The following is a 25349-nucleotide window of genomic DNA, read 5'->3' as shown; positions in this document are numbered from 1 at the left end:
ATTCTGCTTTGACCTGCCGATGCGTGGGGCTGTGGGAGCATGGCTTGCCCGCGATCAACGATAACGCGGTCTGACGGCTACCGTGTCGCCTGCATCGCGAGCAAGCTTTGCTCCCACATGCCCCCACCACAGGGCTTAAGATTTAAATGTTCTGCCGATCCCCCTTCGGATCGAAGAACACCGAAGAAACAATCTCTGCCTCGATCACGCTGCCGTCGGCCAGTGGCGCGAACACTCGCTCGCCCATCCGCTTGAGGCCGCCCTTGACCACACCCATGGCAAATGAATAACCCAGGGAGTTGTGGGCGTAGCTGGAGGTCACGTGACCGACCATGGACATCGGGATCGCCTGCTTGGTGTTGAACACCAGTTGCGCGCCTTCCGGCAGCCAGACATTCGGGTCGATCGGCTTGAGGCCCACCAGTTGCTTGCGGTCCTCGCGCACACAGTCTTCGCGATTCATACCACGCCAGCCGATCCACGAGAACGGTTTGGTACGGCCCACACACCAGCCCATGTTCAGGTCATCCGGGGTCATCGAGCTGTCAGTGTCCTGACCGACAATGATGAAGCCCTTCTCGGCCCGCAATACGTGCATGGTCTCGGTGCCATACGGGGTCAGGTTGTACTTCTTGCCCGCCTCGACGATCTGCTCGAGCACGCCCATGGCGTAGTCGGCCTGCACGTTGACTTCGTACGACAGTTCACCGGTGAACGAGATACGGAACACCCGCGCCGGTACACCACCCACCAGGCCTTCTTTCCAGGTCATGAACGGGAAAGCGTCCTTGTCCAGGTCGATGTCGGTGACTTCGCTCAGCAGCTTGCGGCTGTTGGGGCCCGACAGCGTCATGGTCGCCCAGTGGTCGGTGACCGAAGTGAAGTACACCTTCAGGTCCGGCCATTCGGTCTGGTGATAGATCTCCAGCCATTGCAGCACGCGCGCGGCGCCACCCGTGGTGGTGGTCATCACGAAGTGGTTGTCCGCCAGACAGGCCGTCACACCGTCGTCGAAGACCATGCCGTCTTCCTTGCACATCAGGCCGTAGCGGGCCTTGCCCACGTCGAGCTTGGTCCAGGCGTTGGTGTAGATGCGGTTAAGGAACTCGCGGGTATCCGGGCCCTGGATATCGATCTTGCCCAGGGTCGAGGCATCCAGCAGGCCGACGCTGTCGCGCACGGCTTTGCATTCGCGCTTGACCGCAGCGTGCATGTCTTCGCCGTTCTTCGGGAAGTACCAAGGGCGCTTCCACTGGCCGACGTCTTCGAATTCAGCACCATTTTTCACATGCCAGGCATGCAGCGCGGTGAAGCGTACCGGCTCGAAGATATGCCCGCAGTGCCGCCCGGCTATCGCGCCGAAGGTCACAGGTGTGTAGTTCGGACGGAACATCGTGGTGCCCATCTGCGGGATGCTCACGTTCAGCGAACGGGCCGCGATGGCCAGGCCGTTGACGTTGCCCAGCTTGCCCTGGTCCGTCCCGAAGCCCAGTGCGGTGTAGCGCTTGACGTGCTCGACCGACTCGAAGCCTTCGCGGGTGGCGAGTTCGATAGCGGCGGCGGTCACGTCGTTCTGCAGGTCGACGAATTGCTTCGGCGCCCGTGCGGTGGTTTTTTCATGCGGCACCTGGAACAGCGCCAGGGTCGGTTCTTCGTGACGGCTGAGGGCTTTGGGCAACACACCCTCCACCGCTTTGAAACCGGCTTCGCTGGCCGCGCGCACGCCACCTTCGAAACCGTCAGCCAAGGTGTCACCCAGGCTGTAGACGCCGTTCACGCCGCCGACGCAAACGCGCTTCTGCGGTGCTTCGCCCGGTACGAAACCGAGGATGTCTTCACGCCAGATCGGCTTGCCGCCCAGGTGCGAAGCCAGGTGGACCACCGGGCTGTAGCCGCCGGAGCTGGCCACCAGGTCGCAGTCCAGCCATTCGCCGGGGCTGGTGACTTTGTGGGCACGGACGTCGATCGCGGCAACACGTGCCCCGGTGACGCGCTTGCTGCCACGGGCTTCGACCACGGCGCTGCCGGTGAGGATGCGGATACCCTTGGCGCGGGCCTCTTCCACCAGCGCACCACGCGGGTTGCTGCGGGCGTCAGCCACGGCCACCACTTGCAGGCCGGCGTCGAACCAGTCCAGGGCCACGCGATAGGCGTGGTCGTTGTTGGTGCTCAGCACCAGTTTCTTGCCCGGAGCCACGCCGTAGCGACGCACGTAGGTGGACACCGCGCCGGCCAGCATGTTGCCCGGCACGTCGTTGTTGCCGTAGACCAGCGGCCGCTCGCAGGCGCCGGTCGCCAGCACCACGCGCTTGGCGCGGACCCGGTTGATGCGCTGGCGGACCTGGCCGATTGGCGCACGGTCACCCAAGTGGTCGGTGAGGCGCTCGTGGATGGTCAGGAAGTTATGGTCGTGATAACCGTTGACCGTGGCGCGTGGTAGCAGCACCACATCTGGCATCGATTTGAGTTCAGCGACAACAGCGGCCACCCATTCGCTCGCCGGCTTGCCGTCCAGGCTCTCGCGGGAATCGAGCAGGCTGCCGCCGAACTCTTCCTGCTCGTCGGCCAGGATGACGCGCGCACCGCTGCGGGCCGCAGCCAGTGCGGCGGCCAAACCAGCAGGGCCGGCACCGACGATCAGCACGTCGCAATGACGGTTCATGTAGTCGTAGGTGTCCGGATCGTTCTCGGTTGGCGAGCGACCCAGGCCAGCGGCCTTGCGGATGTACTTCTCGTAGGTCATCCAGAACGATTGCGGGTACATGAAGGTTTTGTAGTAGAAACCCGGCGGCATCAGCTTGCCGCCGACCTTGCCGAGAATGCCCATCATGTCGTTGTTCACGTTCGGCCAGCCGTTGGTGCTGGTGGCGACCAGACCCTGGTACAGCGCCTGTTGCGTGGCGCGCACGTTAGGGATTTGCGTGGCTTCGGTGGCACCGATCTGCAGCACCGCGTTCGGCTCTTCGGCACCGGCAGCGTAGATGCCGCGCGGGCGGGAATACTTGAAGCTGCGGCCGATGATGTCGACACCGTTGGCCAGCAGCGCAGCGGCCAGGGAGTCGCCCTCGAAGCCTTTGTAGGTCTGGCCGTTGAAAGTGAAGCTCAGCGCTTTGTTGCGGTCGATCCGTCCGCCGTTGGACAGGCGATTGATCTGGCTCATACCTTCTCTCCCAGAGCCTGTGCAGCCGCTTTCGGACTGTCAGCCTTGTCGGTGAACTGCGGCTTTTGGCCGATCTTGTAGGTTTCGAGAATCTCGTAGGTCACGGTGTCACGGGTCACGTTGAAGTACTGACGGCAACCGGCGACGTGGTCCCACAGTTCATGGTGCAACCCGCGCGGGTTGTCACGGAAGAACATGTAGTCGCCCCACTGCTCGTCTGTGCAGGCATTCGGATCCAGCGGACGCGGGATGTGCGCCTGGCCGGATGCATGGAATTCCTCTTCGGAGCGCAGTTCGCCGCAGTGAGGACAGAAGATGTGCAACATAGGGATTTCTCCTGTTAGTGGGCGACGGCAGCAGCGCCGTGTTCGTCGATCAAGGCACCGTTGTGGAAACGGTCGATGGAAAACGGCGCGGCCAGCGGGTGCATTTCACCCTTGGCCAGGCTTGCAGCGAAGACGTTGCCCGAGCCCGGGGTGGCCTTGAAGCCGCCAGTGCCCCAACCGCAGTTGAAGAACATGTTCGGCACCGGCGTCTTGGAGATGATCGGGCAGGCGTCCGGCGTGGTGTCGACGATGCCGCCCCACTGGCGGTTCATGCGTACGCGGGACAATACCGGGAACATTTCGACGATGGCCTGGACCGTGTGTTCGATCACCGGGTACGAGCCACGCTGGCCGTAGCCGTTGTAGCCGTCGATACCGGCACCGATCACCAGGTCGCCCTTGTCGGACTGGCTGATGTAGCCGTGCACCGCGTTGGACATGATGACGCTGTCGATGATCGGCTTGATCGGCTCGGACACCAACGCTTGCAGCGGATGGGATTCGATCGGCAGGCGGAAGCCCGCGAGCTTGGCCATGTGCCCGGAATTACCGGCGGTGACCACGCCGACACGCTTGGCGCCGATGAAGCCTTTGTTGGTTTCCACACCGATGCACACGCCGTTTTCCTTGCGGAAACCGATCACTTCGGTCTGCTGGATCAGGTCCACGCCCAAGGCATCGGCAGCCCGGGCAAAGCCCCAGGCCACGGCATCGTGACGGGCCACACCGCCGCGACGCTGGACGGTGGCGCCCATCACCGGGTAGCGAGTGTTTTTCGAGCAATCCAGGTACGGAATCTCGTCGGCCACTTGCTTGGCGTTGAGCAGCTCGCCGTCCACACCGTTGAGGCGGTTGGCGCTGACGCGGCGCTCGGAATCACGGATGTCCTGCAGGGTGTGGCACAGGTTGTAGACGCCGCGCTGGGAAAACATCACGTTGTAGTTCAGGTCCTGGGACAGGCCTTCCCAGAGTTTCATCGCATGTTCGTACAGGTGGGCCGATTCATCCCACAGGTAGTTGGAGCGCACGATGGTGGTGTTGCGCGCGGTGTTACCGCCGCCCAGCCAGCCCTTCTCGACCACTGCCACATTGGTGATGCCGTGTTCCTTGGCCAGGTAGTACGCCGTGGCCAGACCATGCCCGCCACCGCCGACAATGACTACGTCGTAGACCTTTTTCGGGGTCGGCGTGCGCCACATCCGCTGCCAGTTTTCATGATGGCTGAGAGAGTGTTTGAAGAGGCCGAAGCCCGAATAGCGTTGCATAGTCATTACTCCAAAACCGACTCAGCGATAAACCGGGAAGTCCGCGCACAGGGCCGCCACTTGCTGGGCAACATTGGCCTCGACATCGGCGTCGCCGAGGTTGTCGAGGATGTCGCAGATCCAGCCGGCCAGCGTCACACACTGGGTGACCTTGAAGCCACGCGTGGTCACCGCCGGGGTGCCGATGCGCAGGCCCGAGGTCACGAACGGCGATTGCGGGTCGTTCGGCACGGCATTCTTGTTGACGGTGATGTGCGCACGGCCCAGGGCAGCATCGGCGTCCTTGCCGGTCAGGCCCTGACGGATCAGGCTGACCAGGAACAAGTGATTGTCGGTGCCGCCGGACACTACATCGTAGCCGCGCTTGATGAACACGCCAGCCATGGCCTGGGCGTTGTCGATCACTTGCTGCTGGTAGACCTTGAAGCCTGGCTCCGCCGCTTCCTTGAAGCACACCGCTTTACCAGCGATGACGTGCATCAGCGGGCCGCCCTGGGCGCCGGGGAATACGGCAGCATTGAGCTTTTTCTCGATCTCTTCATTGGCCTTGGCCAGGATCAGGCCGCCACGCGGACCGCGCAGGGTCTTGTGGGTGGTGGTGGTGACCACGTCGGCGTATGGCAGCGGGTTTGGATACAGGCCGGCGGCGACCAGACCGGCAACGTGGGCCATGTCGACGAACAACAGCGCTCCGACCTTGTCGGCGATCTGACGGAAACGCGGGAAATCCAGGGTCTTGGAATAAGCCGAGAAGCCGGCGACGATCATCTTCGGCTTGTGCTCGACCGCCAGGCGCTCGACTTCGTCGTAGTCGATCAGGCCGGTGGTGGTGTCGATGCCGTATTGCACCGCGTTGTAGAGTTTGCCCGAGGACGACACCTTGGCGCCGTGGGTCAGGTGACCGCCGTGGGCCAGGCTCATGCCCAGGATGGTATCGCCGGCCTGCAGCAAGGCCAGGTACACGGCGCTGTTGGCCGAAGACCCGGAGTGCGGCTGGACGTTGGCGTAGTCGGCGCCGAACAGCTGCTTGGCGCGCTCGATAGCCAGGGCCTCGACTTTGTCGACGTGCTCGCAGCCGCCGTAGTAGCGCTTGCCCGGATAGCCTTCGGCGTACTTGTTGGTCAGCCCGCTGCCCTGGGCCTGCATCACACGTTTGCTGGTGTAGTTTTCTGACGCGATCAGCTCGATGTGATCTTCCTGGCGTTGCTCCTCGGCATTCATCGCCGCCAGCAGTGCATCGTCGTAACCCTGGATCTGGTCTTGCTTGCTGAACATCGCGTCTCTCCCAGCGGCGGCGGTGCGCCTTTCGTCTCGGTGAGGCACTGACCACCGTTCGGTCGTGCCCTTTGGAAGCGATGGTATGGCCGGCGCAGGCAGGTCAAATGCCTATGGACGCCACGCAAAGGTGCGTTTACGACATGCGCTCAAAGAGTCTGAGTCAAGGCCTGTGGGATACCCCTGTGAGAGCAAGGCCTGTGGGATAGCACTGGGATAACCCTGTGGGAGCAAGGCATATGGGATAGCACTGGCATAACCCTGTGGGAGCAAGGCTTGCCCGCGATGAAAGCGACGCGGTCTCCCATGGACCGAGGCGCCTGGATCGCGAGCAAGCTTTGCTCCCACAGGGGTATCCCACAGACCTTGCTCTTACAGGGCTATCCCTGTGCTATCCCACAGACCTTGCTCTCACAGTTATCCCACAGACCTTGCCCCCACAGGGCTAGGCGGCGATCTGGCGAACTGTGAGCAAAATCAAAAAGTGCGCGGGATACAGCGCATAAGCCCAACGCCGCATCGCCGGGGGATGAATGCCGCCCGCCTGTCGCAAAAGCATCAGCCCAAGCCATGGCGCAAACAGGCACGCCAGCAACCCGCCGATCGCCACCGCATCCCCCAGCCAGGCCGCGCCATACAGCACCCGCCACTGGTTGGCCGCCAGGCACACCAGCCCTGGCAGCAACGCGAAGTACCAGGGCCGGCGAAACACCAGCAACATCGCCAACGGCAGCAGGACGCCGAAAAAACCGAACATCAGCCGCGACGAAAACAGCGCCGCCAGCAGCAACGCCCCCGCCGCCAGCAAACGCGCCTCCAGCGTATGGGTTTGCCAGCTACGCGCCACCAGCAACCCGAGGGTCAGGGTCGGCAGCACGTTCAAGGTAGCCGGCACAGGAATAAATAACCGATAAGGAATTTCGCTCACCGAGCTGAACAGCAACAGCCAGCCCAGGTAACGCCAAGGGCTCGCACTGGCCCCGTTGCGTGCCAGGTTCGCCGCCATCGCCAGGCAGAACCAGGGAAACGCCAGGCGCCCCGGCACATACAACCAATCGGCGGAGTAACCGACATATCGCAGATGATCGAGCACCATCGTCAATAGTGCCAGCCACTTGAGCAGATCCAGGGCTCCGTCACGCCGGCTCACGTGTACAGCCGCCCGAGGGTTTTGTGCGTTTCTGACAGAAACATCCAGTGTGTTCCCCCGCTAATCTTGGGTAAAGTGCGCACCACTATCGACCACCGCGTGCCGGACTCAAAGCACGCCGGACACGGAATTCTCCATCCGGGAATTCTGTCAGGGATCTCTTACCCAGGACTCTCTATTTCAGGAGCAAGGCCATGACCGACAAGAGTCAACAATTCGCCAGCGACAACTATTCCGGCATTTGCCCCGAAGCCTGGGCCGCCATGGAAGAAGCCAATCAAGGTCACCAACGCGCCTACGGTGACGACCAGTGGACCCATCGCGCGGCGGATGATTTCCGTGCCTTGTTCGAAACCGACTGCGAAGTATTCTTCGCCTTCAACGGCACCGCGGCCAACTCCCTGGCGCTGTCCTCGCTGTGCCAGAGTTACCACAGCGTGATCTGTTCGGAAACCGCCCACGTCGAAACCGACGAATGCGGCGCGCCGGAGTTCTTTTCCAACGGTTCCAAGCTGCTGGTGGCGCGCACTGAAAATGGCAAGCTGACCCCGGACTCGATCCGCGAGATCGCCCTCAAGCGCCAGGACATCCACTACCCCAAGCCTCGCGTTGTGACCCTGACCCAGGCCACGGAAGTCGGCAGCGTCTACACCCCGGAAGAAATCCGCGCCATCAGCGCCACCTGCAAGGAACTGGGGCTGAACCTGCACATGGACGGCGCACGCTTCTCCAATGCCTGCGCCTTCCTCGGCTGCTCACCGGCAGACCTGACCTGGAAGGCCGGCGTGGATGTGTTGTGCTTCGGCGGCACGAAAAACGGCATGGCGGTGGGAGAAGCGATCCTGTTCTTCAACCACGACCTGGCAGAAGACTTCGACTATCGCTGCAAACAGGCCGGGCAACTGGCCTCGAAGATGCGCTTCCTTTCCGCGCCCTGGGTCGGCCTGTTGCAAAACGACGCCTGGCTCAAGCACGCCCGCCACGCCAACCACTGCGCCCAACTGCTGGCGCAACTGGTGAGCGACATTCCCGGCGTGGAACTGATGTTCCCGGTCCAGGCCAACGGCGTATTCCTGCAACTCTCGGAACCAGCCATCGCCGCCCTCACCCACAAGGGCTGGCGCTTCTACACCTTCATCGGCAAGGGCGGCGCGCGGTTCATGTGCTCGTGGGATACCGAAGAAGCGCGGGTGCGGGAATTGGCGGCGGATATTCGGGAAGTGATGAGCGCGTAGGAGCTGCCGAGCGGAGCGAGGCTGCGATCTTTCCCCCGCCAGTTGAATCTCAAGCGAAAGATCAAAAGATCAAAAGATCGCAGCCTCGCTCCGCTCGGCAGCTCCTACAGGGCCGAGTGGGAATTGTGTGCGGGCAGATCAGAACTCGATCCGCACATCCCCCTTCGGCACACTGCAGCACGACAGGATGTAACCTTCGGCCTCGTCGTCCTCGGTGATGCCACCGTTGTGGTCCATCTCCACTTCCCCGCCCAGCTTCATGACCTTGCAGGTGCCGCAGATGCCCATGCCGCAAGCCTTGGGGATCATCATGCCGAGCTTGGCGGCGGCGGCGTGGACGGTTTCTCCCGGCCCCACGCGAATACTCTTGCCAGAGGCGGTGAACTCCACCAAATGCAGGTCCGCCATATCGACTTCCGGGGCATCGGCAGCCTGTTCGGCCTGCTCCACCGCGTCGGCGCGGGCTTCCGGTGGCGTGGCGCCGAAGGATTCCTCGTGGTAACGCGTCATGTCGAAGCCAGCGGCTTCCAGCAGGCGCTTGACCGCGTTCATGTAGGGCGTCGGGCCACAGCAAAACACTTCGCGCTCCAGGAAGTCCGGCGTCATCAGCTCCAGCATCTTGTGGTTCAGATAGCCGCGATACCCGGCCCAGGGCTCGCCCAGCCCATGTCTTTCGCAGATCAGGTGCAGGTTGAAGTTATCGATCCGCGACGCCATGTGCTCCAGCTCGCGGTGATAGATGATGTCCTTGGGCGAGCGGGCGCTGTGGATAAACACCATATCGACGTTGGCATTGGTGTCGTAGTACCAGCGCGCCATGGACATCACCGGCGTGATGCCGACGCCGCCGCTGAGGTAAAGCACCTTCGGGTTCGAGAAATCGATGGCATTGAACAGGCCAACCGGCCCGTGCACCGCCAGCTCCTGACCTTCGTGCAGGGTGTCGTGCAGCCAGTTGGAAACCTTGCCCCCCGGTACGCGCTTGATGGTCACCGAAAAACTGTAAGGCACCGACGGCGAGCTGGAGATGGTGTAGGACCGCATGATCGGCTGGCCTTCGATTTCCAGCTCAAGGGTCACGAACTGCCCCGGCTTGAAAAAGAACAGAATCGGCTGATCAGCCATGAAACAAAAGGTGCGCACATCCCAGGTTTCCTGGATGACTTTGACGCAACGGACAATGTGACGACCATTGGCCCAGGTCTGGGTGGTTACCGGGTTCAGGAAGCTGTTGGACATGCTGATCTCCACGGCCGACTGTCGGCCTCTTATGAGGCGATTCTGCGTATAGCGCGAACCGCCCATTTACCTATCTGCGACATTCACATGCTTACCGCGACCAGCCCCCAACGACCGGACCTTGCGCGTCGGGAACAGATTGGGCCATGTCGCCCATGGATAAGGTTCGGCCCCTGCGCGGCCCCACACTCGCCCCCAACAGACAAATAATATTTTCTGCCTTGCGTAGCACATTTGATCAGCCACTTTCGCCGGCCACGTAGAGGGCCATGAGGATAAAACGATGGACGTCACCGCAACCCTGAGCCTGGGCGATCCGCTGGAACCCGCACGCAAGGCCACCGCGCAAATGCTGCAGGAACGCGAGCGCACTTTCTCGCTGCCGCAGCCGTTCTACTCCGATGAGCGCCTGTTTGATATCGACATGCAGGAAATTTTCCAGAAGGAGTGGTTGATCGCCGGCATGACCTGCGAAATTCCGACCAAGGGCAACTACCTGACCCTGCAGGTTGGCAAGAACCCGATCATCGTGATTCGCGGCGCCGACGGCGTGGTGCATGCTTTCCATAACGTCTGCCGTCACCGCGGTTCGCGGCTGTGCACCAGCGAAAAGGGCAAGGTCGCCAAACTGGTCTGCCACTACCACCAGTGGACCTACGAGCTGGACGGTCGCCTGCTGTTCGCCGGCACCGAGATGGGCGCCGACTTCGACATGAAGCAGTATGGCCTCAAGCCTGTAAACGTGAAGACCGCTGGTGGCTACATCTTCATCAGCCTGGCGGAGAACCCGCCGGCCATTGACGATTTCCTGGCGACCTTGACCCATTACATGGAACCCTATGACATGGAAAACACCAAGGTGGCGGTGCAAACCACCTTGATGGAAAAGGCCAACTGGAAACTGGTGCTGGAAAACAACCGCGAGTGCTACCACTGCGGCGGCGCGCACCCGGAACTGCTCAAGACCCTGCTGGAATGGGACGACGTCACCGACCCGCGGGCCGACCAGGCCTTCAAGGACCATGTGGCGGCCTCTGCCGCAGCCTGGGACGCCGAGAAAATCCCTTACGCCCATGCCAGTTTCGGCCTGCGCAACCGTATCGTGCGCATGCCGCTGCTCAAGGGCACTGTGTCGATGACCCTGGACGGCAAGCAGGGCTGCGCCAAACTGATGGGCCGCATCAAGAACCCGGACCTGGGCTCGATGCGCATCCTGCACCTGCCCCACTCGTGGAACCACTGCATGGGCGACCACATCATCGTGTTCACCGTGTGGCCGATCAGCGCCCAGGAAACCATGGTCAGCACCAAGTGGATCGTGCACAAGGACGCGGTCGAAGGCGTGGACTACGACGTGGCGCGCATGCGCCAGGTCTGGGACGCCACCAACGACCAGGACCGTCGCCTGGCCGAAGAAAACCAGCGTGGCATCAACTCCACCGCCTACCAGCCAGGCCCGTACTCCAAGACCTATGAGTTCGGCGTGGTGAACTTCGTGGACTGGTACAGCGAGCGCATGCTCAACAACCTGGGGGCCGAGCCGGCGCCGTACCTCAAGGGTGTTCCGGTCCAGGGCTGACAGCAAAAGCATCGCGAGCAGGCTCGCTCCCACATTTGATCTTCGGTGCGCCAAAGATCCCTTGTGGGAGCGAGCCTGCTCGCGATAGCGGCCTCACATTCACCCGATTACTGTGAAGACCACCGCACCGACCCATCCTCCCCATAAAACGTCTCGACAATCTCCTCCCCCACCAGCCGCACCTTCACATACCCGTTCAACACCCGTTCCGGGTACGCCTCGTCCCCCGCCAGTTGCGTTTCCGACCACAACACCCCGGCATGTCCGTTCAACTCGCTGGTGGTGCCGTAGGGAATCGCCCCGTGCCCGGCACAGCGTGCGTGCAGCCCCCCTTGGGGCGCGTAGCAGATGCCATTGTGCAAATGCCCCCAATACCAGTAGTCCGGCTCACGCCCCAGGGCCACGCAGACCGGTTGGTAAAGCGCGGTCTTGTGATGCCCGGAAATATCGAAACCCTGGTGATGGCTGAGCACCATCAGCTTCTTGCGCTTGGGCAGGCTTTTCATCCAGTCGGTTTGTTGCGCGTTGAGGGTGCCGTCCATGTACAGGTTCATCACGTCCGATGCGTAGGCCGTGTCGAGACCGACTATCAGCCAATCGTCGTTATAAAGGGCGAAGTAACTGGTGCCTTGCTGCACCGGGAAACGCTTGGCCAGTTCCTTGAAATAGCCGTGGGCGCCGCTGTACATCTCGTGGTTGGAATTGAGGGTGAACGAGCCATGCTTGCCCTGGGGCCAGCCGACCATATCGACGTCTTCCTGGGAATGGGTGCCGGCGTAATACACATCGCCCAGATGAATGGTGAAGTCGGCCTCAGCCAGTTGCATCTGATTGGCGACAGCCACGGCCGGAGCATGACTATCAAAGGGGCCGGTGCCCCAGTCGCCAGCAATCGCCAACACCACGTCGCTGTCCATTTTCACCAGCGCCGGGTTGGTCGCGAACGGCGCGTGGTGACGCAGGTTCTCAATCCACTTGAGCAACGCCTCACTCCACAACAGGTCGAGCAATTCCCATTTGCGGCAACCGAGCAAGGTGCCGTCCTTGAGTACGCGGGTCGGCAGTTCGTCCTCGGTTTGTGGCAAGGCGCTGGCATTGCCGATCTTCAGGATCGAAAGACCGTGGGCCAGCTCCCACGGCACGGCCGGCTCGTCATCCGGCAGGTCGCCGTGGTCGATCACATGCCGGGCCTGGTCGTGGCCGCGCTGGAGCAGCTTGACGATAGCCTCGAACTCCTCGGGCTCCAGGTCGTTGACGAGTTTTTTCCAGGACATCTCTAGCCGCGTGACCAACCCGTGCAGGCGGACCTTGACCTTGTCGAACTCATGTTCCCAATGGTGCAGTAATGACATGTGAACGCTCCTTCGCAGTGCCCTGGGCTACAGGGTTTTCATGAATTCGATCAGGGCCCGCTTGTCGACGTCCGACAACTGCGTGCCATACAGGTGGCCGCCGTTGTGGTTGCCTTCCAGGCGGGTGTCGTATTTGAAATCCGCCGACGCCTTCATCTGCGCGCCGCGGGTGATGAAGCCGACCTTCTCCTGGTCGTAGATGTCGGAACCGGTGTAGAACACTTGCGGGCGCTGCTCGGGCGGCTGCAGCAAATCCCACAGGGTCGGCACCGAGCCGTTATGCAGGTATGGCGCCCTTAGCCAGATGCCGTCGGTGGGCGTGTTGCTGTAACTCTGGGTCTTGCGGTAGGCGCCGAAGTCGAACGGCGGTTTCTTGAAGCCGTGGAACGCCGTCACCAGCCCGACGGTGAAGGAATTCAGGCGATGGGGATCGGTGCCCAACTGGTCGATGTTGGTGGTGACCTGTCCCGTGTCGGTACGGCCGAAGGCGTGGCAAGCGGCGCAGTTCTGCTCCCAGATCGGTTTGCCCTGGGTGGCTTTCGCCTGGTCCAGGGCGAACGGCCAGGCCGGCGCCTTGTGGCCCAGCAGCCAATTGGTCACCCGGTTGAAACTCGGTGGCAGCACCGATTGCGGCGTCGCGCCCACGGCCATGGCCGCCGCGTAGTTGCGTTCGTGGATCTTGTTGTTATTGCCGTCCCAATGCAGGTACATCGACTCGCGGGGTTTCTGGTTCCAGACCTGCGGCAAGTCCACGGTGCCGATGGTGGAGTCATCCGGGAAGCCGAACACCACCATTTTGGTCGGGTTGAAGGTATCGGTCCGCCCCGGGCCTTGGGCCGGGCGCAGCTTCTGCCAGGCGTAAGCCTGCTTCTGCTTGAGCAGGGCGCTCTTGGCCATCGGGATGATCAGGTAGCGGTTGTACAGCTTTTCGAAAAAACCCAGCTGGAACTTGCTGTTGATCGCCGCCATGACCGCATCAGGGGTGAATTTCGGGTCGCTGGCACACTCGTAGGCAAACCACTGGAAGGCCTGCAGTTGCAGGGTGTTGGCCGGCGCGGTAGCGACCGGAACCGCCACGTCACTGGCATTGGCCCGGTACGAGCCGGTGTGGCACAGCGCGCAGTTCGGCTCCACGGTGGGATAGCCCAGTTGCCGCTTGGCCATGCCGATGGGCAGGTCATTGCCGTTCTCATAGAGAAACCCGAACACCTCGTAACCGCCGGGCTTGGGCAGTTTTTCCGGGCACATCTGCGGCAGCACGGCGAACAGGTAGTACGGAATCCGCGCCTCGATGCCCAGGCCGATGGCGGCGTATTTGTAGTGGTCTTCGTCGGAGGCGAAGTCCGGTTGCGGCACTTCCCGGATCATCTGGTACCAGGTCTGGTAGCCGATGAAGCCCAGCAGCAATACCACCACCAACGTGCCGACCTTGAAACCATGACTGTGCCAGCGCCGCGCCCAGCCGGCGCGCCACTCCCGCCAACCGGCACAGAGCAAGGCCAGTGGACGATGGGCCACCGGGCAGCCGAGGTACAGCAGCACGCCCAGGATCAGGAACATGCTCAGGTCGCCCATCAACATCGGCACGAACACCTGGCCCTGGTTGTTGGTGTTGATCAGGTAGATCCAGAACACCACCGCCACCAGCCGCGACAGCACGCACAGCCACGAATGCACCACGAAACGCGGCGCATTGAACCCCGAAGGCATGTAGAACAGGCTGATCCCCACCAGCAACATGCCAGCGTTTTCCAGCCAGGGATCGGACAATACGGGCGGCAGGCCGAGCATGGACGTCAGCAACGCCGGGGCAAACAGCGCCGGGATCGCGAAGACCATGTTCATGACGATCCCGACCCAGATGATGCGTTGGAACCAGCGGATGTAAGTGTTCATGGCATCCTTTTTTCCTTATTCCTGACTCACCACAAAACCCATGTGGCGAGGGAGCTTGCTCCCGCTGGGCCGCGTAGCGGCCCCAAGACTTCAAAAGCGACGACTGCTTCGCAGCCGAGCGGGAGCAAGCTCCCTCGCCACGGATGGCGATCAGCTAGCCGAGCGCCGTCTTCTCCAGGTGCTCAAGGATGATCGGGTACACATCCACCACCGCATCCTTGCCAAAGATGCAGTCGATGTGGCCGTAGCCCGGCACTTCGTGGCGGCTGAACAGTTGCGGGCCATGCATATCGCACAGTCGCTCGTAGGTCTTGAGGGTGCTCTGAGGGAGGTAACACTGGTTCTCGGCGCCGCTGATGAAGCAGATCGGCAATTTCAACCGATCGAAATGCGGCATGTAGACGTCGTTGCCCTTGAAGTCCACCAGGTGCCCCTTGCGCACGATCAGCGCCAGGTGCTCGAAGGTGTGCATGTTCGACTCACCGAACAACTCGTGCAGGTTGTCGTGCAGGGTTTCGTTGAGCGTGTCGTGGCGATACAGCGAGGCATACATGAAGGTAATGCGGTGGCAGACCGGGTTGGTGCAATAGCCCTGGGCCTCGATCCGGGCATAGCCATTAAGGGCTTTGTCGTAGAGTTTGTTGAACCAGTTCTCCTTGGTGTCGGCGTAAGCAGTGAGGGATTTGATACCGATGGCGTCGAGCATCCCTGGCAGGTGCAGGCCGGCTTTCAAACCGGTTGCGGTGGCGACCACCGTATCGGCGGCGATCTGCGAGCAGACCACCGAACGCACCCCTTGCAGCCCCGCCAGCATCGACATGAAGAACGTCGTCGCACCGTAGCAATGCACCACACATTGCACGTCGCGGGCCAGCGTGGCCTGCTGGATCTGCTCGATAGCAGCCTTGAAGTCGTACTGGGCTACCTGGTCGCCGTTCCATTCATGCTTGCTGGCCGGCAGCAGGATGCTCACCCGCAAGTCCAGCAGCCAGACGTCGTACTCGTGCTTGCACAGGTACTCCAGCAGGTTGGTCTGGATGGTGTCGGTGGAGAAAATATTCGAGCCCACGCCCAAGCCGTGCACCAGCATCACCGGGCCTTTGCTGCCCGCTTGATAGCGAGTCAGGCGTAACTCGACGTTGTCCTCGGTCTGGAAGAAATGCACGGTCGGCGCCGGTGCGTCCAGCGGCCGCTTGGTGCGCGGCGGTGCGTCCGGGTTGAAGTACACATCGCCGGCGAACACTCCGCCATAGCTCTCCCACAAGATCCCGGCGAAGAACTTGCCAAACCGCGCCAAGGCCTCCACGCGCTCACGCTCGTTGCGCGCGTTGAGCACTTTCATGGTGGTCATCTGCTTGGCGAAGTCGGCCGGCAGAATGTGCATCACCCCCGAGCCGATGACCTCGCCGCTCTTGTCCGGCCCGCGATACAGCGTGACATAGAGCGTGCTGGTGTCGTGCCAGATGTTCAGCACCCCGTTGTCCTCGGGCACGGTCTTGAAGGCACTGAAGTAATAGTCACTGCCGTCCTCGGCGGTCAGTTTCATGTCGTAGTTCATGTGCCGCACATCCACCTGTTCCTGATATTGCTCGAACAGGTTGAACACCCCGTTGCTGGCGACCAGCGGCTTGGGCGAGAGCATCGGCGCATCCAGTGTGCCCACCAGGGTTGCGGCGTGTTCCGGCTCCTTGATCAGGCGGTTGAGGTCGGCAGCGGTGATGGTCAGAGTGAACTCGATAGTCGAGTTGTCGGCCTTGCCGCTCTTGGCCGCCGCTTCGTAAAGCGATAGATCGGTGCCCTGGGGCTGGGTAAACGCCGTGGAAAAGTAACCCTTCATGGTTTCGGTGAACTGCACGCCGAGGGGCGGTGGCGCCACCGGTTTACGTGCAGCCGAAGGCAGGGTGTAGTCGATGATCCAGCCACGATCGGCCGCCAGCAGCCCCATGTTGCGCTCGCTCATCGCCGAGATGGTCAACAGCGGATTGACCGCCAGGGACGTGGGTATCACCGCACCGTCCGTCACGTACAGACCGGGATAGACATCCGTCCCGCTGGCGCCACTGAACACTTGGCCCTTGTGGTTGACCACGCCTTGCGTCGCGTCTTCCCCCATCACGCAGCCGCCCAAAGGGTGGACCGAAACGATGCTGTGCTTGAGCAGCTTGGTCCAGATCGGGTTCTCGACCCAGATCCCGCCCAACGCCTTGGTGCTCTGGTGCAAACGTTCATTGCCCAGGGTCACGTTTTCCTGCTCGCCGACGCCGGGCCAGTCGATGCGCAACTGGTCCTTGTTGTCGAGCACCATGCGCCCCTTGCCGTTGTCGTGACTCATGATCAGGTACGTCTGCATGTTATGCAGCGCGCCGTAGTACGGGCCGCGCAGAAAGCTCTCGGCTTCCCGGGCCTTGTACTTGAGACTGGCGCCCAGGCCCGTGTCGGTGGGCACGCCGATCATCCCGGCGAACGCCGCCATGCTCGGCACCATCGGCCGGCCAAGCGCGCCGGGGATCGAGCCTTCCTCGATGACCATGCGGCTGCGCCAGTCACCCTCGGTGCGCATGTCGATGATCGAGGTAATGCAGGGCCCCACCGGCTCCAGTTCCTTGGCCGAGTGGGCGCCGAAGCCGATGCCGTTGATGGTCTGGTCGCAGTTGTGGCCAAAGCCGAGGATGTCGCCATTGCCGCTCATGTTCTCGCCCAGTTGACTGGACATCGACAGGCCTTTTTCCTGGGAGCGCAGCATGATTTCGGTAGAGCCCAGAGTACCGGCGGACACCACCACGATGTCGGCGCGCACGAACAGGGTTGGCGCCGAGAACAACTCGCGGCCGCTGTCCAGGTACTGGAAATGCACGATCCAGCCATCACCGTCGCGCTCCAGATGCCGCACTTGGGCTTGGCAGAAAATCTCCGCGCCGTGGTTCCAGGCGTCCGGCAGATAATTCATCAACGTGGTGTTCTTGGCCTTGTTGTTACAGCCCGAGACGCAATCACCGCAACCGTTGCACGGCAACTGCTCGACGCCGACGTGGTTGAGGTTGTTGGGCAGTTTGTCGAAGGTCACGTTGATCGGCGGTTTGTAGAAATGTGCGTCCTGCTTGAGATAGCTCGCCGACTTGCGGTTGGCGTCGAGCTTGGGCAGGTTCGGCGAGGTATCAGGGTAAGGGTTGGGCTTGAGCATTTCCCGAGCCCGCGCATAACCGTCCTTGAGCAGCGTGTCGCGATGCTCACGCACCGCCTGCGGCCAACGCGGGTCCTCGAACACACCGGGCTCCGGCTCCAGCGAAACGTTGGCGTTGATCAGCGAAGTGCCACCCAGGCCGCAACCGACCACCACGTTCTGCTGGGCGTTGACGTGCAGGTCGAACAATCCGGTGCGCGACCCGATGTGACCGTCCGGATCATGCACCTGCAACTCCTCGGTGGCCGCCAGCATGGTGTTGGGGTATTCGCCGGGCTGGATCTCCCGGCCCCGCTCCAGCAGACAAACCTTGCGCCCGGCCCGGGACAAGCGTGACGCGGCAATGCCACCGCCGTAGCCGGAACCAATGACGATAACGTCGTAATGCTCCTTGATTTCGCTGATGGGGGTCGAGATCCGTGTCATGTTCAAGTCCTCTCAGGCAGATGGGGCAACTCTGCGGTTGCCTGCAAATCGACAGGCGCACGAACGCCTGGCCACTATCCCGTACGGGTTTGAGCGGCAGTCAACGGTGCTACAGGGGAAACTCAGGTGCGCAGCGGGGCGCTATAGACGCGCACGCTGATTGGTGGCGCGACGACGTCTGCGTTTGGGTAACCGGGTGGGAGGCGTCGGGGTACACGTTGCAGCTGAAACCGGGTATGAGCAGGGGGGCTTGCTATCCATCATGCGTTCTCCCTGAACCAGATGTGGATAAAGAGGCGGTGTCCTTGTGCCATGAGTGAAGACACCTGACAGGGCCACGTCAAGGTGGTTTCTTAGAACTGTATGAAATTTGAGCTATCGCGTTCAGGCCTATGCCCGCCGTGGCCCCTAGACTTTCGCGAACAAGTTATCCACATGTCCACCCACAGCTAATGGGGACAAGTGCATCGTTGCGACTGAGTTTTTTAGATAAAAGCTAAAGAAAAACCGTGACTTATGAACAATCAACGTTTCTTTCCCACATAGGTTAAAAACTGATCAGCCATGTGAAAGCCTTGTCTGGTATGGCGTCCAGAGGAGAGCGAACACCTTATCCACAGAAGCGCCAACAGTGTTTGGGGGTAATTTTGACGATTCTGTGGAAAACCACGTCTACGGCATAACTCGGGGTTTTAGCGGAATTTTCCGGGTAAAAATGGCAAATTGATCATTTTATAATCAATACCATGAAAGCCCCGCTGCGTATGGCTTGTAGCGGGTAGCGAACATCTTATCCACAGAAGCGCCAACAGAGATTGGGGGCAAGTAGGGTTCTGCGCTCAAGCTTATTCACAAACAAAATCGAGGAAAAACCGTGAGTTAGGCTGGTTGTTTTTTAAGCGTAAGCCTGGGGAGCTTGATCTGCGTGGGGTGTGGCCAGGGGCGAACAGGTTATCCACAGATGCGCGCACAGGGATTGTGGGTAACACACATCCCCTTGTGTGCGCGCCTTGTGGGAGCAAAGCTTGCTCGCGATGAAAACGCCTTGGTCTCTCAAGTGCCGAGGTGCCTGGATCGCGAGCAAGCTTTGCTCCCACAAGGTTTTTTGGTGAGCCTGGATTTAGCGAACCACCCCTTCCTCCACCAGCAACTTGAGAATCGCCTCGGCCCCCGCCTCCGGGCTCAGGCCCTTGAGCACCTGCCCGCCTCCGCCGCTGGCCTTGGCCGTGGCAGCTTTCATGCGGTCGGCGCCGCTCTTGGCCTTGATCACTTTCAAGCGTTTGGGTCGTGGTTTGGCCGGTTGCAGGGTCGCCACCGCCAACAGGGCATCGTCGATCACCTCGACTTCTTCAGCGTGCAGCGCCCCGCGTCGGGCCGGGCCGTAGGCGCTTTGCCGGGGTTTGGGGGCGGCGTTATCCACCGTGGCGAGGAACGGCAGGCGCACTTTGAGACGTCGCCGCTGGCCGCGAGGCAAGGCTTGCAGTACCAAGGCTACGCCACTGTCGATGGATTCGACCTCGGCCAGCCCTACCACCAGCGGCCAGCCGAGATTTTCCGCCAGCAGGAACGGCAACATGCCTGAACCTTCGCCGGTTTCCGCCTGACTGCCGGTGAGCACCACTTGGGCTCCCGCGTCGCGCAGATAGTCGGTCAGGGCCGGCAGTGCGTCGGCACCTGCGGGGTTATCCAGGACGTAGAGTGCGTCCAGGCCCATGCCCAGATAGGCGCGCAGAGCCGGTTCGGCCACATCACCTGCGTGCAGCACTTGCAGGTCGTTGCCGGCCAGTTGCAGGCCCAGTTCCACGGCTCGCGCGTCCTGCTCGGCGCGCCGGGGCCGACCGGAGGTGGGGTGGGCGCCGATGGACACCAGGCTGATCACTTGAGTACTCATGGTTGAATCCTTAGCTTAAGCCGCATCGCGCTTGGCTTCGTTGCGGTAAGCCTCTACCGCCGCGATCAAGGCCTGGAGAATCGCCGCGCTGTCGCCAATCACCGACAGGTCTGCCCGTTTGATCATGTCGCAGCCTGGGTCGAGGTTGATCGCTACCACCTTGTCGCAGGCGCCGATGCCTTGCAGGTGCTGGATCGCCCCGGAAATCCCCACCGCGACGTAGACCCGCGCCGTAACCCAGATACCGGAGGCGCCAACCTGGCGATCGCGGGCCATGAAGCCGTCGTCCACCGCCACTCGCGAAGCACCTTCGGTGGCGCCCAGGGCTGCAGCGGTCTGGTGGAAAAGCGCCCAGTCCTTGACCCCGTTGCCGCCGGAAAAAATGAATTCGGCTTCGGCCATCGGGATCGCGCCCGGGTCCACCGCCACCGCGCCCAGGTCTTCGATGCGCGACAAGCTGCGGGCCACGCTTGTGGATAACTCCACCGGCAAGGCTTCGTGGCGGGTTTCGCTGACCGGCTCGGCGCATTCGGCCGCGGCCAGGATCAACCGCGCCAAAGGCCGGGCCAGGTCTTGCAGGCCGGCGCCGGCGCGGCCGATGCACTCTTCGCCCTTGACCTGCCAGACCCGCGTGGCCGGGCGCTCGCCCAAGGCTGCGGCAAACCGCCGGCCCAGTTCGCCGCCGCCGGTGCGGCTGTCAGGCAGCAGCCAATGGCGTGGGTTGAATTGGTTATCCACAGCCCGCAGGCCCTGGACTCGCTGTTCCGGTGCATAACCGCTGAATGCCTCACCTTCCAATACCAGCAAGCGGTCGACACCGGCCGTGGCGAAAGCGTTTTCCTTGTGCTCACCGAAGACCACCGCCAGCACCGCGCCTTCGCTGCCAGCAAGCTGATGGGCCAGGCCCAGCAGATCGCGGTCGTGGCTGCTGAGGCGGCCACCGACCATGTCCGGCACCACGCAAATGTAAAAGGCCGGTTGCGGCACCTGATGCAGCGGCAATTGCACCTCAATGGCGGCCGTACGTTTGCTCGCGCCGCCCTGCTGGGCACCGCTGCGATCAATACGCTTGATGCCGTTGGGGCCGATGAATCCGACACCATGAACGTTCTTGCGAATGATACCGTTGGGCCCCATCCAGCTGTGCTGGACCGGTTGCATGGCCGCGTGTAGCGGGTGCAGACGGTTGCGGGCGATCCACTCGGCGCGAGGGTCGCGGCGGATGATGTCGCTCATTAATGCACCTCCGCGGGTTCACGTTTGGCCGGGGCCACAGGCTTGCTCGGGGCCGCATCTTCCAGCAGCGCATCGGCCACCAGTTCGGCAATGTCCTTGATCATCGGTCGTGGTTCGACCACGCCCTCCAGCATCGCGGTGCACTGTGGACAACCCACGGCCACCAGCTCGGCGCCGGTTTCGCGGATGTCGTCCATGCGCATGTCAGGGATGCGCTGCTTGCCCGGGATGTCGGTGATCGGCGCGCCGCCGCCACCGCCGCAGCAACGCGAACGGAAACCGGAACGTTGCATCTCCTTGACCTCGATGCCCAGCGCACGCAGCACCTGGCGCGGCGCCTCGTATTCGCCGTTGTAACGGCCCAGGTAACACGGGTCGTGATAGGTCACGCTGTCGCCCTTGTGCTGGCCGAGGTTCAGCGCACCGGCGTCGATGATCTCCGCCATGTAAGTGCTGTGGTGCTGCACCAGATAGTTGCCATCAAAGGCGCCGTATTCGTTTTTCAGCACGTGGAAGCTGTGGGGGTCGCAGGTGACGATGCGGTTGAAGCTGTATTTGGCCAGGGTCTGGATATTGCGCTTGGCCAACAGCTGGAACGTCGCTTCGTCACCCAGGCGCCGGGCCACGTCGCCACTGTCGCGTTCTTCGAGGCCGAGCACGGCAAAGTCGATTTTCGCCGCCTTGAGCACTTTGACGAAGGCGCGCAAGGTGCGCTGGTTGCGCATGTCGAAGGCACCATCGCCGACCCAGAACAGTACGTCGGTGGATTTCACTTCGCTGAGCAGGTTCAGGTTCAGGTCCGCCGCCCAGTTCATCCGCCCGCCCGGGGCGAAGCCGCCAGGGTTGTCGGTGGCGATGAGGTTTTCCAGCACCTCGGCGCCCTTGTTCGGCGTCGCGCCTTTTTCCAGGGTCAGGTGGCGGCGCATGTCGACGATGGCATCGACGTGCTCGATCATCATCGGGCATTCCTCGACACAGGCCCGGCAGGTGGTGCAGGACCATAGGGTCTCGGCGTCCACCAGGCCGTTGACGATCGGCTGATGTGGATTGCCGCTGTGCTCACCCACCGGTTTACCTCTGCCGTCAAGGGATGGGTAGGGGCTGCCGGCGAATTTCGCATCGGTGCCGCCGGCCAGACCGACGACCATGTCCTGGATGAGTTTTTTCGGGTTCAGCGGCTGGCCGGCGGCAAAGGCCGGGCAGGCGGCTTCACACTTGCCGCACTGTACGCAAGCGTCGAAACCGAGCAATTGGTTCCAGGTGAAATCCTTGGGTTTCTCAACGCCCAACGGTGCAGCGGGGTCGTTCAGGTCCAGAGGTTTGAGGCCGGTTGAGCGGCCGCCACCAAAGCGTTCGGCGCGGCGATGCCAGGCCAGGTGCAGAGCCCCGGCAAAGGCATGTTTCATCGGCCCGCCCCAGGTCATGCCGAAGAACATTTCCGACACACCCCAAAGCACGCCCAGGCCCAACAGCGCCACCAATACCCAGCCCCCGAAGTCCGCCGGCAAGATCCCGGCGACCGGCAAGGTCACCAGGAAGAAGCTAATGGAAAACGCGAACAGGCTCTTGGGCAAGCGCATCCATGGGCCTTTGGACAGCCGTGACGGTGGATTGCGACGACGCAGGGCAATGAAGATCGCGCCGCTGAACATCAGCAGCGTGGCGAACAGCAAGGCATAGCCCAGAATGCGGTTCTGCAGGCCGAAACCATGCACCAGAATCGCCAGCAGCGCCGCCAGCACAAACCCACCCGCCGTGGCGACGTGGGTATTGGCGATGTATTTGTCCCGCGCCACCACATGGTGCAAATCCACCATGTAGCGCTTGGGCATGGCGAAAAGGCCACCGATCAGGTCGACCTTGGACGGTCGCCCCCGGCGCCACATGTTCATCCGCCGCAAGGCGCCAAGGACCGCAAGGCCCAGGGCGGCGAACAGCAGGATGGGAAGAAGGGTGTTTAGCATCAGAGTCACCTCTGCGAGGTGCAAGCTACAAGCCACAAGCTGCAAGAAAGAGCAGCAGAGGCGCTGTGCTTTTACTTGTAGCTTGCCGCTGGCCGCTTGCCGCTACGCCGTCAGAAATCCTTACAAAGCCGAAGCGCGTCATAAATGGCGGCGTGCGTATTACGCTGCGCTACGCAGTCACCGATGCGGAACAGCAGGTAGCCATCGCCGCTCTGCGCAAGGCACGGCTGGGGCTTGATCGCGAACAGGGCTTCGACGTCGATCTGACCCTTGTTGCGCGAACCCTCCTTGAGCGCGTAGTAGATTTCTTCATCCGGCCGCACGCCGTTTTCCACTACCACCTGATCCACCACGCGCTCTTCCTTGGCACCGGTGTATTCGTTCTCCAGCACCGCCACCAGCTTGTCGCCTTCGCGGTAGACCTTCTCCAGCATCATGTCCCCGGTCATGATCACTTCCTTGGGGTACATGCTGCGGTAGTAGGTGGGGAACGAGGTCCCGCCAATGGCCACGCCCGGCTTGATGTCGTCGGTAACGATTTCGACCTGGCTGCCCTTGTCGGCGAGGAAGTCGGCCACCGACATGCCGGTGAATTCACAAATGGTGTCGTAGACCAGTACGTTCTTGCCCGGCGCAACCTTGCCATCGAGCACGTCCCAACTGCTGACCACCAGCCCTTCGGCGGCGCCCCAGTGCTCGTTCTGCTCGATGAATGGATGCCCGCCGACGGCCAGCACTACCACATCCGGACGCAGGTCCATGATGGTCGCCGCGTCCGCCGCCACGCCCAGGCGCAGGTCGACTTTCAGCCGGGCCAGTTCCAGCTGGAACCAGCGGGTGATGCCGGCGATCTGGTCCCGTTGCGGGGCTTTCGAGGCGGTGGTGATCTGCCCGCCGATGAATTCCTTCTTCTCGAACAGGGTCACGTCGTGGCCGCGCTCGGCCGCCACACGGGCCGCTTCCATCCCCGCCGGGCCGGCACCGACGACCACTACCTTACGTTTCGGTCCGGTGGATTTTTCGATGATGTGCGGCACGCCCATGTATTCACGGGAGGTCGCGGCGTTCTGGATGCACAGCACGTCCAGGCCCTGGTACTGCCGGTCGATGCAGTAGTTGGCGCCGACGCACTGCTTGATCTGGTCGATCTGGCCCATTTTGATCTTGGCGATCAGGTGCGGGTCGGCGATGTGGGCGCGGGTCATGCCGACCATATCGACGTAGCCGCCCTCCAGGATCCGCGTCGCCTGGTTCGGGTCCTTGATGTTCTGCGCGTGCAACACTGGGACCTTGACCACTTCCTTGATACCGGCGGCCAGGTGCAGGAACGGCTCCGGTGGATAACTCATGTTCGGGATGACGTTGGCCAGGGTGTTATGGGTGTCGCAACCCGAGCCCACCACGCCGATGAAGTCCAGCATGCCGGTGTCGTCGTAGTACTTGGCGATCTGCTTCATGTCCTCGTGGGACAGACCGTCCGGGTGGAATTCGTCACCACACAGACGCATGCCGACGCAGAAGTCGTCGCCCACTTCGGCGCGCACGGCTTTGAGCACTTCCAGGCCGAACTTCATCCGCCCCTCGAAGGTGCCGCCCCATTCGTCGGTGCGCTTGTTGACCCGCGGGCTCCAGAACTGGTCGATCATGTGCTGGTGCACGGCGGACAACTCAACACCGTCCAGGCCACCGGCCTTGGCGCGCTTGGCGGCGCTGGCGTAGTTGCCGATCACCCGCCAGATTTCTTCCGGCTCAATGGTTTTGCACGTGGCGCGGTGCACCGGCTCGCGCACGCCGGACGGCGACATCAGGGTCGGCCAGTTGAAGCCGTCCCAGCGCGAGCGACGACCCATGTGGGTAATCTGGATCATGATCTTGGCGCCATGCTTGTGCATGGCATCGGCCAGGTTCTGGAAGTGCGGGATGATGCGGTCGGTGGACAGGTTCACCGAACTCCACCATTCCTGCGGGCTGTCGATGGCGACTACAGAGGAGCCACCGCAGATCGCCAGGCCGATACCGCCCTTGGCCTTCTCTTCGTAATACTTCACGTACCGGTCGGTGGTCATGCCGCCGTCAGTGGCGTAAACCTCGGCGTGAGCGGTGCTGAGCACGCGGTTGCGGATGGTCAGCTTGCCGATCTGGATCGGCTGGAACATTGCTTCAAAAGCCATGGC

General features: G+C 62.0%; 15 protein-coding genes. 2 read left to right on the top strand and 13 right to left on the bottom strand.

The annotated features are described in order from the left end of the window. Positions 1–142 precede the first annotated feature (142 nt). The 5 genes from MA884_RS13615 to MA884_RS13595 form a co-directional block, all read right to left on the bottom strand. Complete coding sequence (locus tag MA884_RS13615; protein ID WP_256231013.1) at positions 143–3160, bottom strand: sarcosine oxidase subunit alpha; 3018 nt, start codon at positions 3158–3160, stop codon at positions 143–145. Beyond that, positions 3157–3486 carry a sarcosine oxidase subunit delta gene (locus MA884_RS13610; RefSeq protein WP_003206305.1) on the bottom strand — a complete coding sequence of 110 codons (330 nt, stop codon included), beginning with the start codon at positions 3484–3486 and terminating at the stop codon, positions 3157–3159. Before MA884_RS13610 ends, MA884_RS13615 begins: the two co-directional genes overlap by 4 nt. Before the next feature lie 14 nt (positions 3487–3500). Further along, a complete protein-coding gene (locus MA884_RS13605; RefSeq protein WP_003177603.1) occupies positions 3501–4751 on the bottom strand; it encodes a sarcosine oxidase subunit beta in 1251 nt (416 codons plus the stop codon). 21 nt (positions 4752–4772) lie between these two features. Beyond that, on the bottom strand, positions 4773–6026 hold the full coding sequence (gene glyA, locus MA884_RS13600) for a serine hydroxymethyltransferase (protein ID WP_123343752.1): 1254 nt from the start codon (positions 6024–6026) through the stop codon (positions 4773–4775). 445 nt (positions 6027–6471) lie between these two features. Beyond that, a complete protein-coding gene (locus tag MA884_RS13595; protein ID WP_256231012.1) occupies positions 6472–7176 on the bottom strand; it encodes a TraX family protein in 705 nt (234 codons plus the stop codon). Positions 7177–7370: 194 nt separating this feature from the next. Here MA884_RS13595 and MA884_RS13590 point away from each other — a divergent pair, with 194 nt between their 5' ends. Next, positions 7371–8411, top strand: a complete 1041-nt coding sequence (locus MA884_RS13590) for a low specificity L-threonine aldolase (RefSeq protein ID WP_256231011.1) — start codon at positions 7371–7373, stop codon at positions 8409–8411. A 138-nt stretch (positions 8412–8549) separates the two neighbouring features. Here MA884_RS13590 and gbcB read toward each other — a convergent pair whose 3' ends face one another. Then, complete coding sequence (gene gbcB, locus MA884_RS13585) at positions 8550–9650, bottom strand: glycine-betaine demethylase subunit GbcB (protein WP_256231010.1); 1101 nt, start codon at positions 9648–9650, stop codon at positions 8550–8552. A gap of 283 nt (positions 9651–9933) precedes the next feature. Here gbcB and gbcA point away from each other — a divergent pair, with 283 nt between their 5' ends. Then, a complete protein-coding gene (gene gbcA / locus MA884_RS13580; RefSeq protein WP_256231009.1) occupies positions 9934–11229 on the top strand; it encodes a glycine-betaine demethylase subunit GbcA in 1296 nt (431 codons plus the stop codon). A gap of 107 nt (positions 11230–11336) precedes the next feature. Here the strand turns inward: gbcA and MA884_RS13575 are convergent, their stop codons facing one another. The 7 genes from MA884_RS13575 to dgcA form a co-directional block, all read right to left on the bottom strand. Continuing rightward, positions 11337–12581 carry a metallophosphoesterase gene (locus MA884_RS13575; RefSeq protein WP_256231008.1) on the bottom strand — a complete coding sequence of 415 codons (1245 nt, stop codon included), beginning with the start codon at positions 12579–12581 and terminating at the stop codon, positions 11337–11339. A gap of 27 nt (positions 12582–12608) precedes the next feature. Beyond that, positions 12609–14477, bottom strand: a complete 1869-nt coding sequence (locus MA884_RS13570) for a hypothetical protein (protein WP_256231007.1) — start codon at positions 14475–14477, stop codon at positions 12609–12611. 154 nt (positions 14478–14631) lie between these two features. Further along, entirely contained in the window at positions 14632–18084 is a 3453-nt protein-coding gene (locus tag MA884_RS13565) for a GMC family oxidoreductase N-terminal domain-containing protein (protein WP_256231006.1), read from the bottom strand. A 1120-nt stretch (positions 18085–19204) separates the two neighbouring features. Beyond that, on the bottom strand, positions 19205–19975 hold the full coding sequence (locus MA884_RS13560) for an electron transfer flavoprotein subunit beta (RefSeq protein WP_256231005.1): 771 nt from the start codon (positions 19973–19975) through the stop codon (positions 19205–19207). 15 nt (positions 19976–19990) lie between these two features. Next, positions 19991–21211, bottom strand: coding sequence for an electron transfer flavoprotein subunit alpha/FixB family protein (locus MA884_RS13555; protein ID WP_256231004.1), 1221 nt, complete (start codon positions 21209–21211; stop codon positions 19991–19993). Then, positions 21211–23175: a dimethylglycine demethylation protein DgcB gene (dgcB, locus tag MA884_RS13550; protein ID WP_256231003.1), complete on the bottom strand. Its 1965-nt coding sequence runs from the start codon at positions 23173–23175 to the stop codon at positions 21211–21213. Before dgcB ends, MA884_RS13555 begins: the two co-directional genes overlap by 1 nt. Before the next feature lie 110 nt (positions 23176–23285). Then, positions 23286–25346, bottom strand: a complete 2061-nt coding sequence (gene dgcA, locus MA884_RS13545; RefSeq protein WP_256231002.1) for a dimethylglycine demethylation protein DgcA — start codon at positions 25344–25346, stop codon at positions 23286–23288. Positions 25347–25349: the final 3 nt, after the last annotated feature.

This window comes from Pseudomonas sp. Q11, assembly GCF_024494355.1.
GTDB classification, from domain to species: domain Bacteria; phylum Pseudomonadota; class Gammaproteobacteria; order Pseudomonadales; family Pseudomonadaceae; genus Aquipseudomonas; species Aquipseudomonas hefeiensis.
The sequence above is the reverse complement of the archived record's forward strand: the minus strand, read 5'-3'. Positions and strand labels throughout refer to the sequence as shown.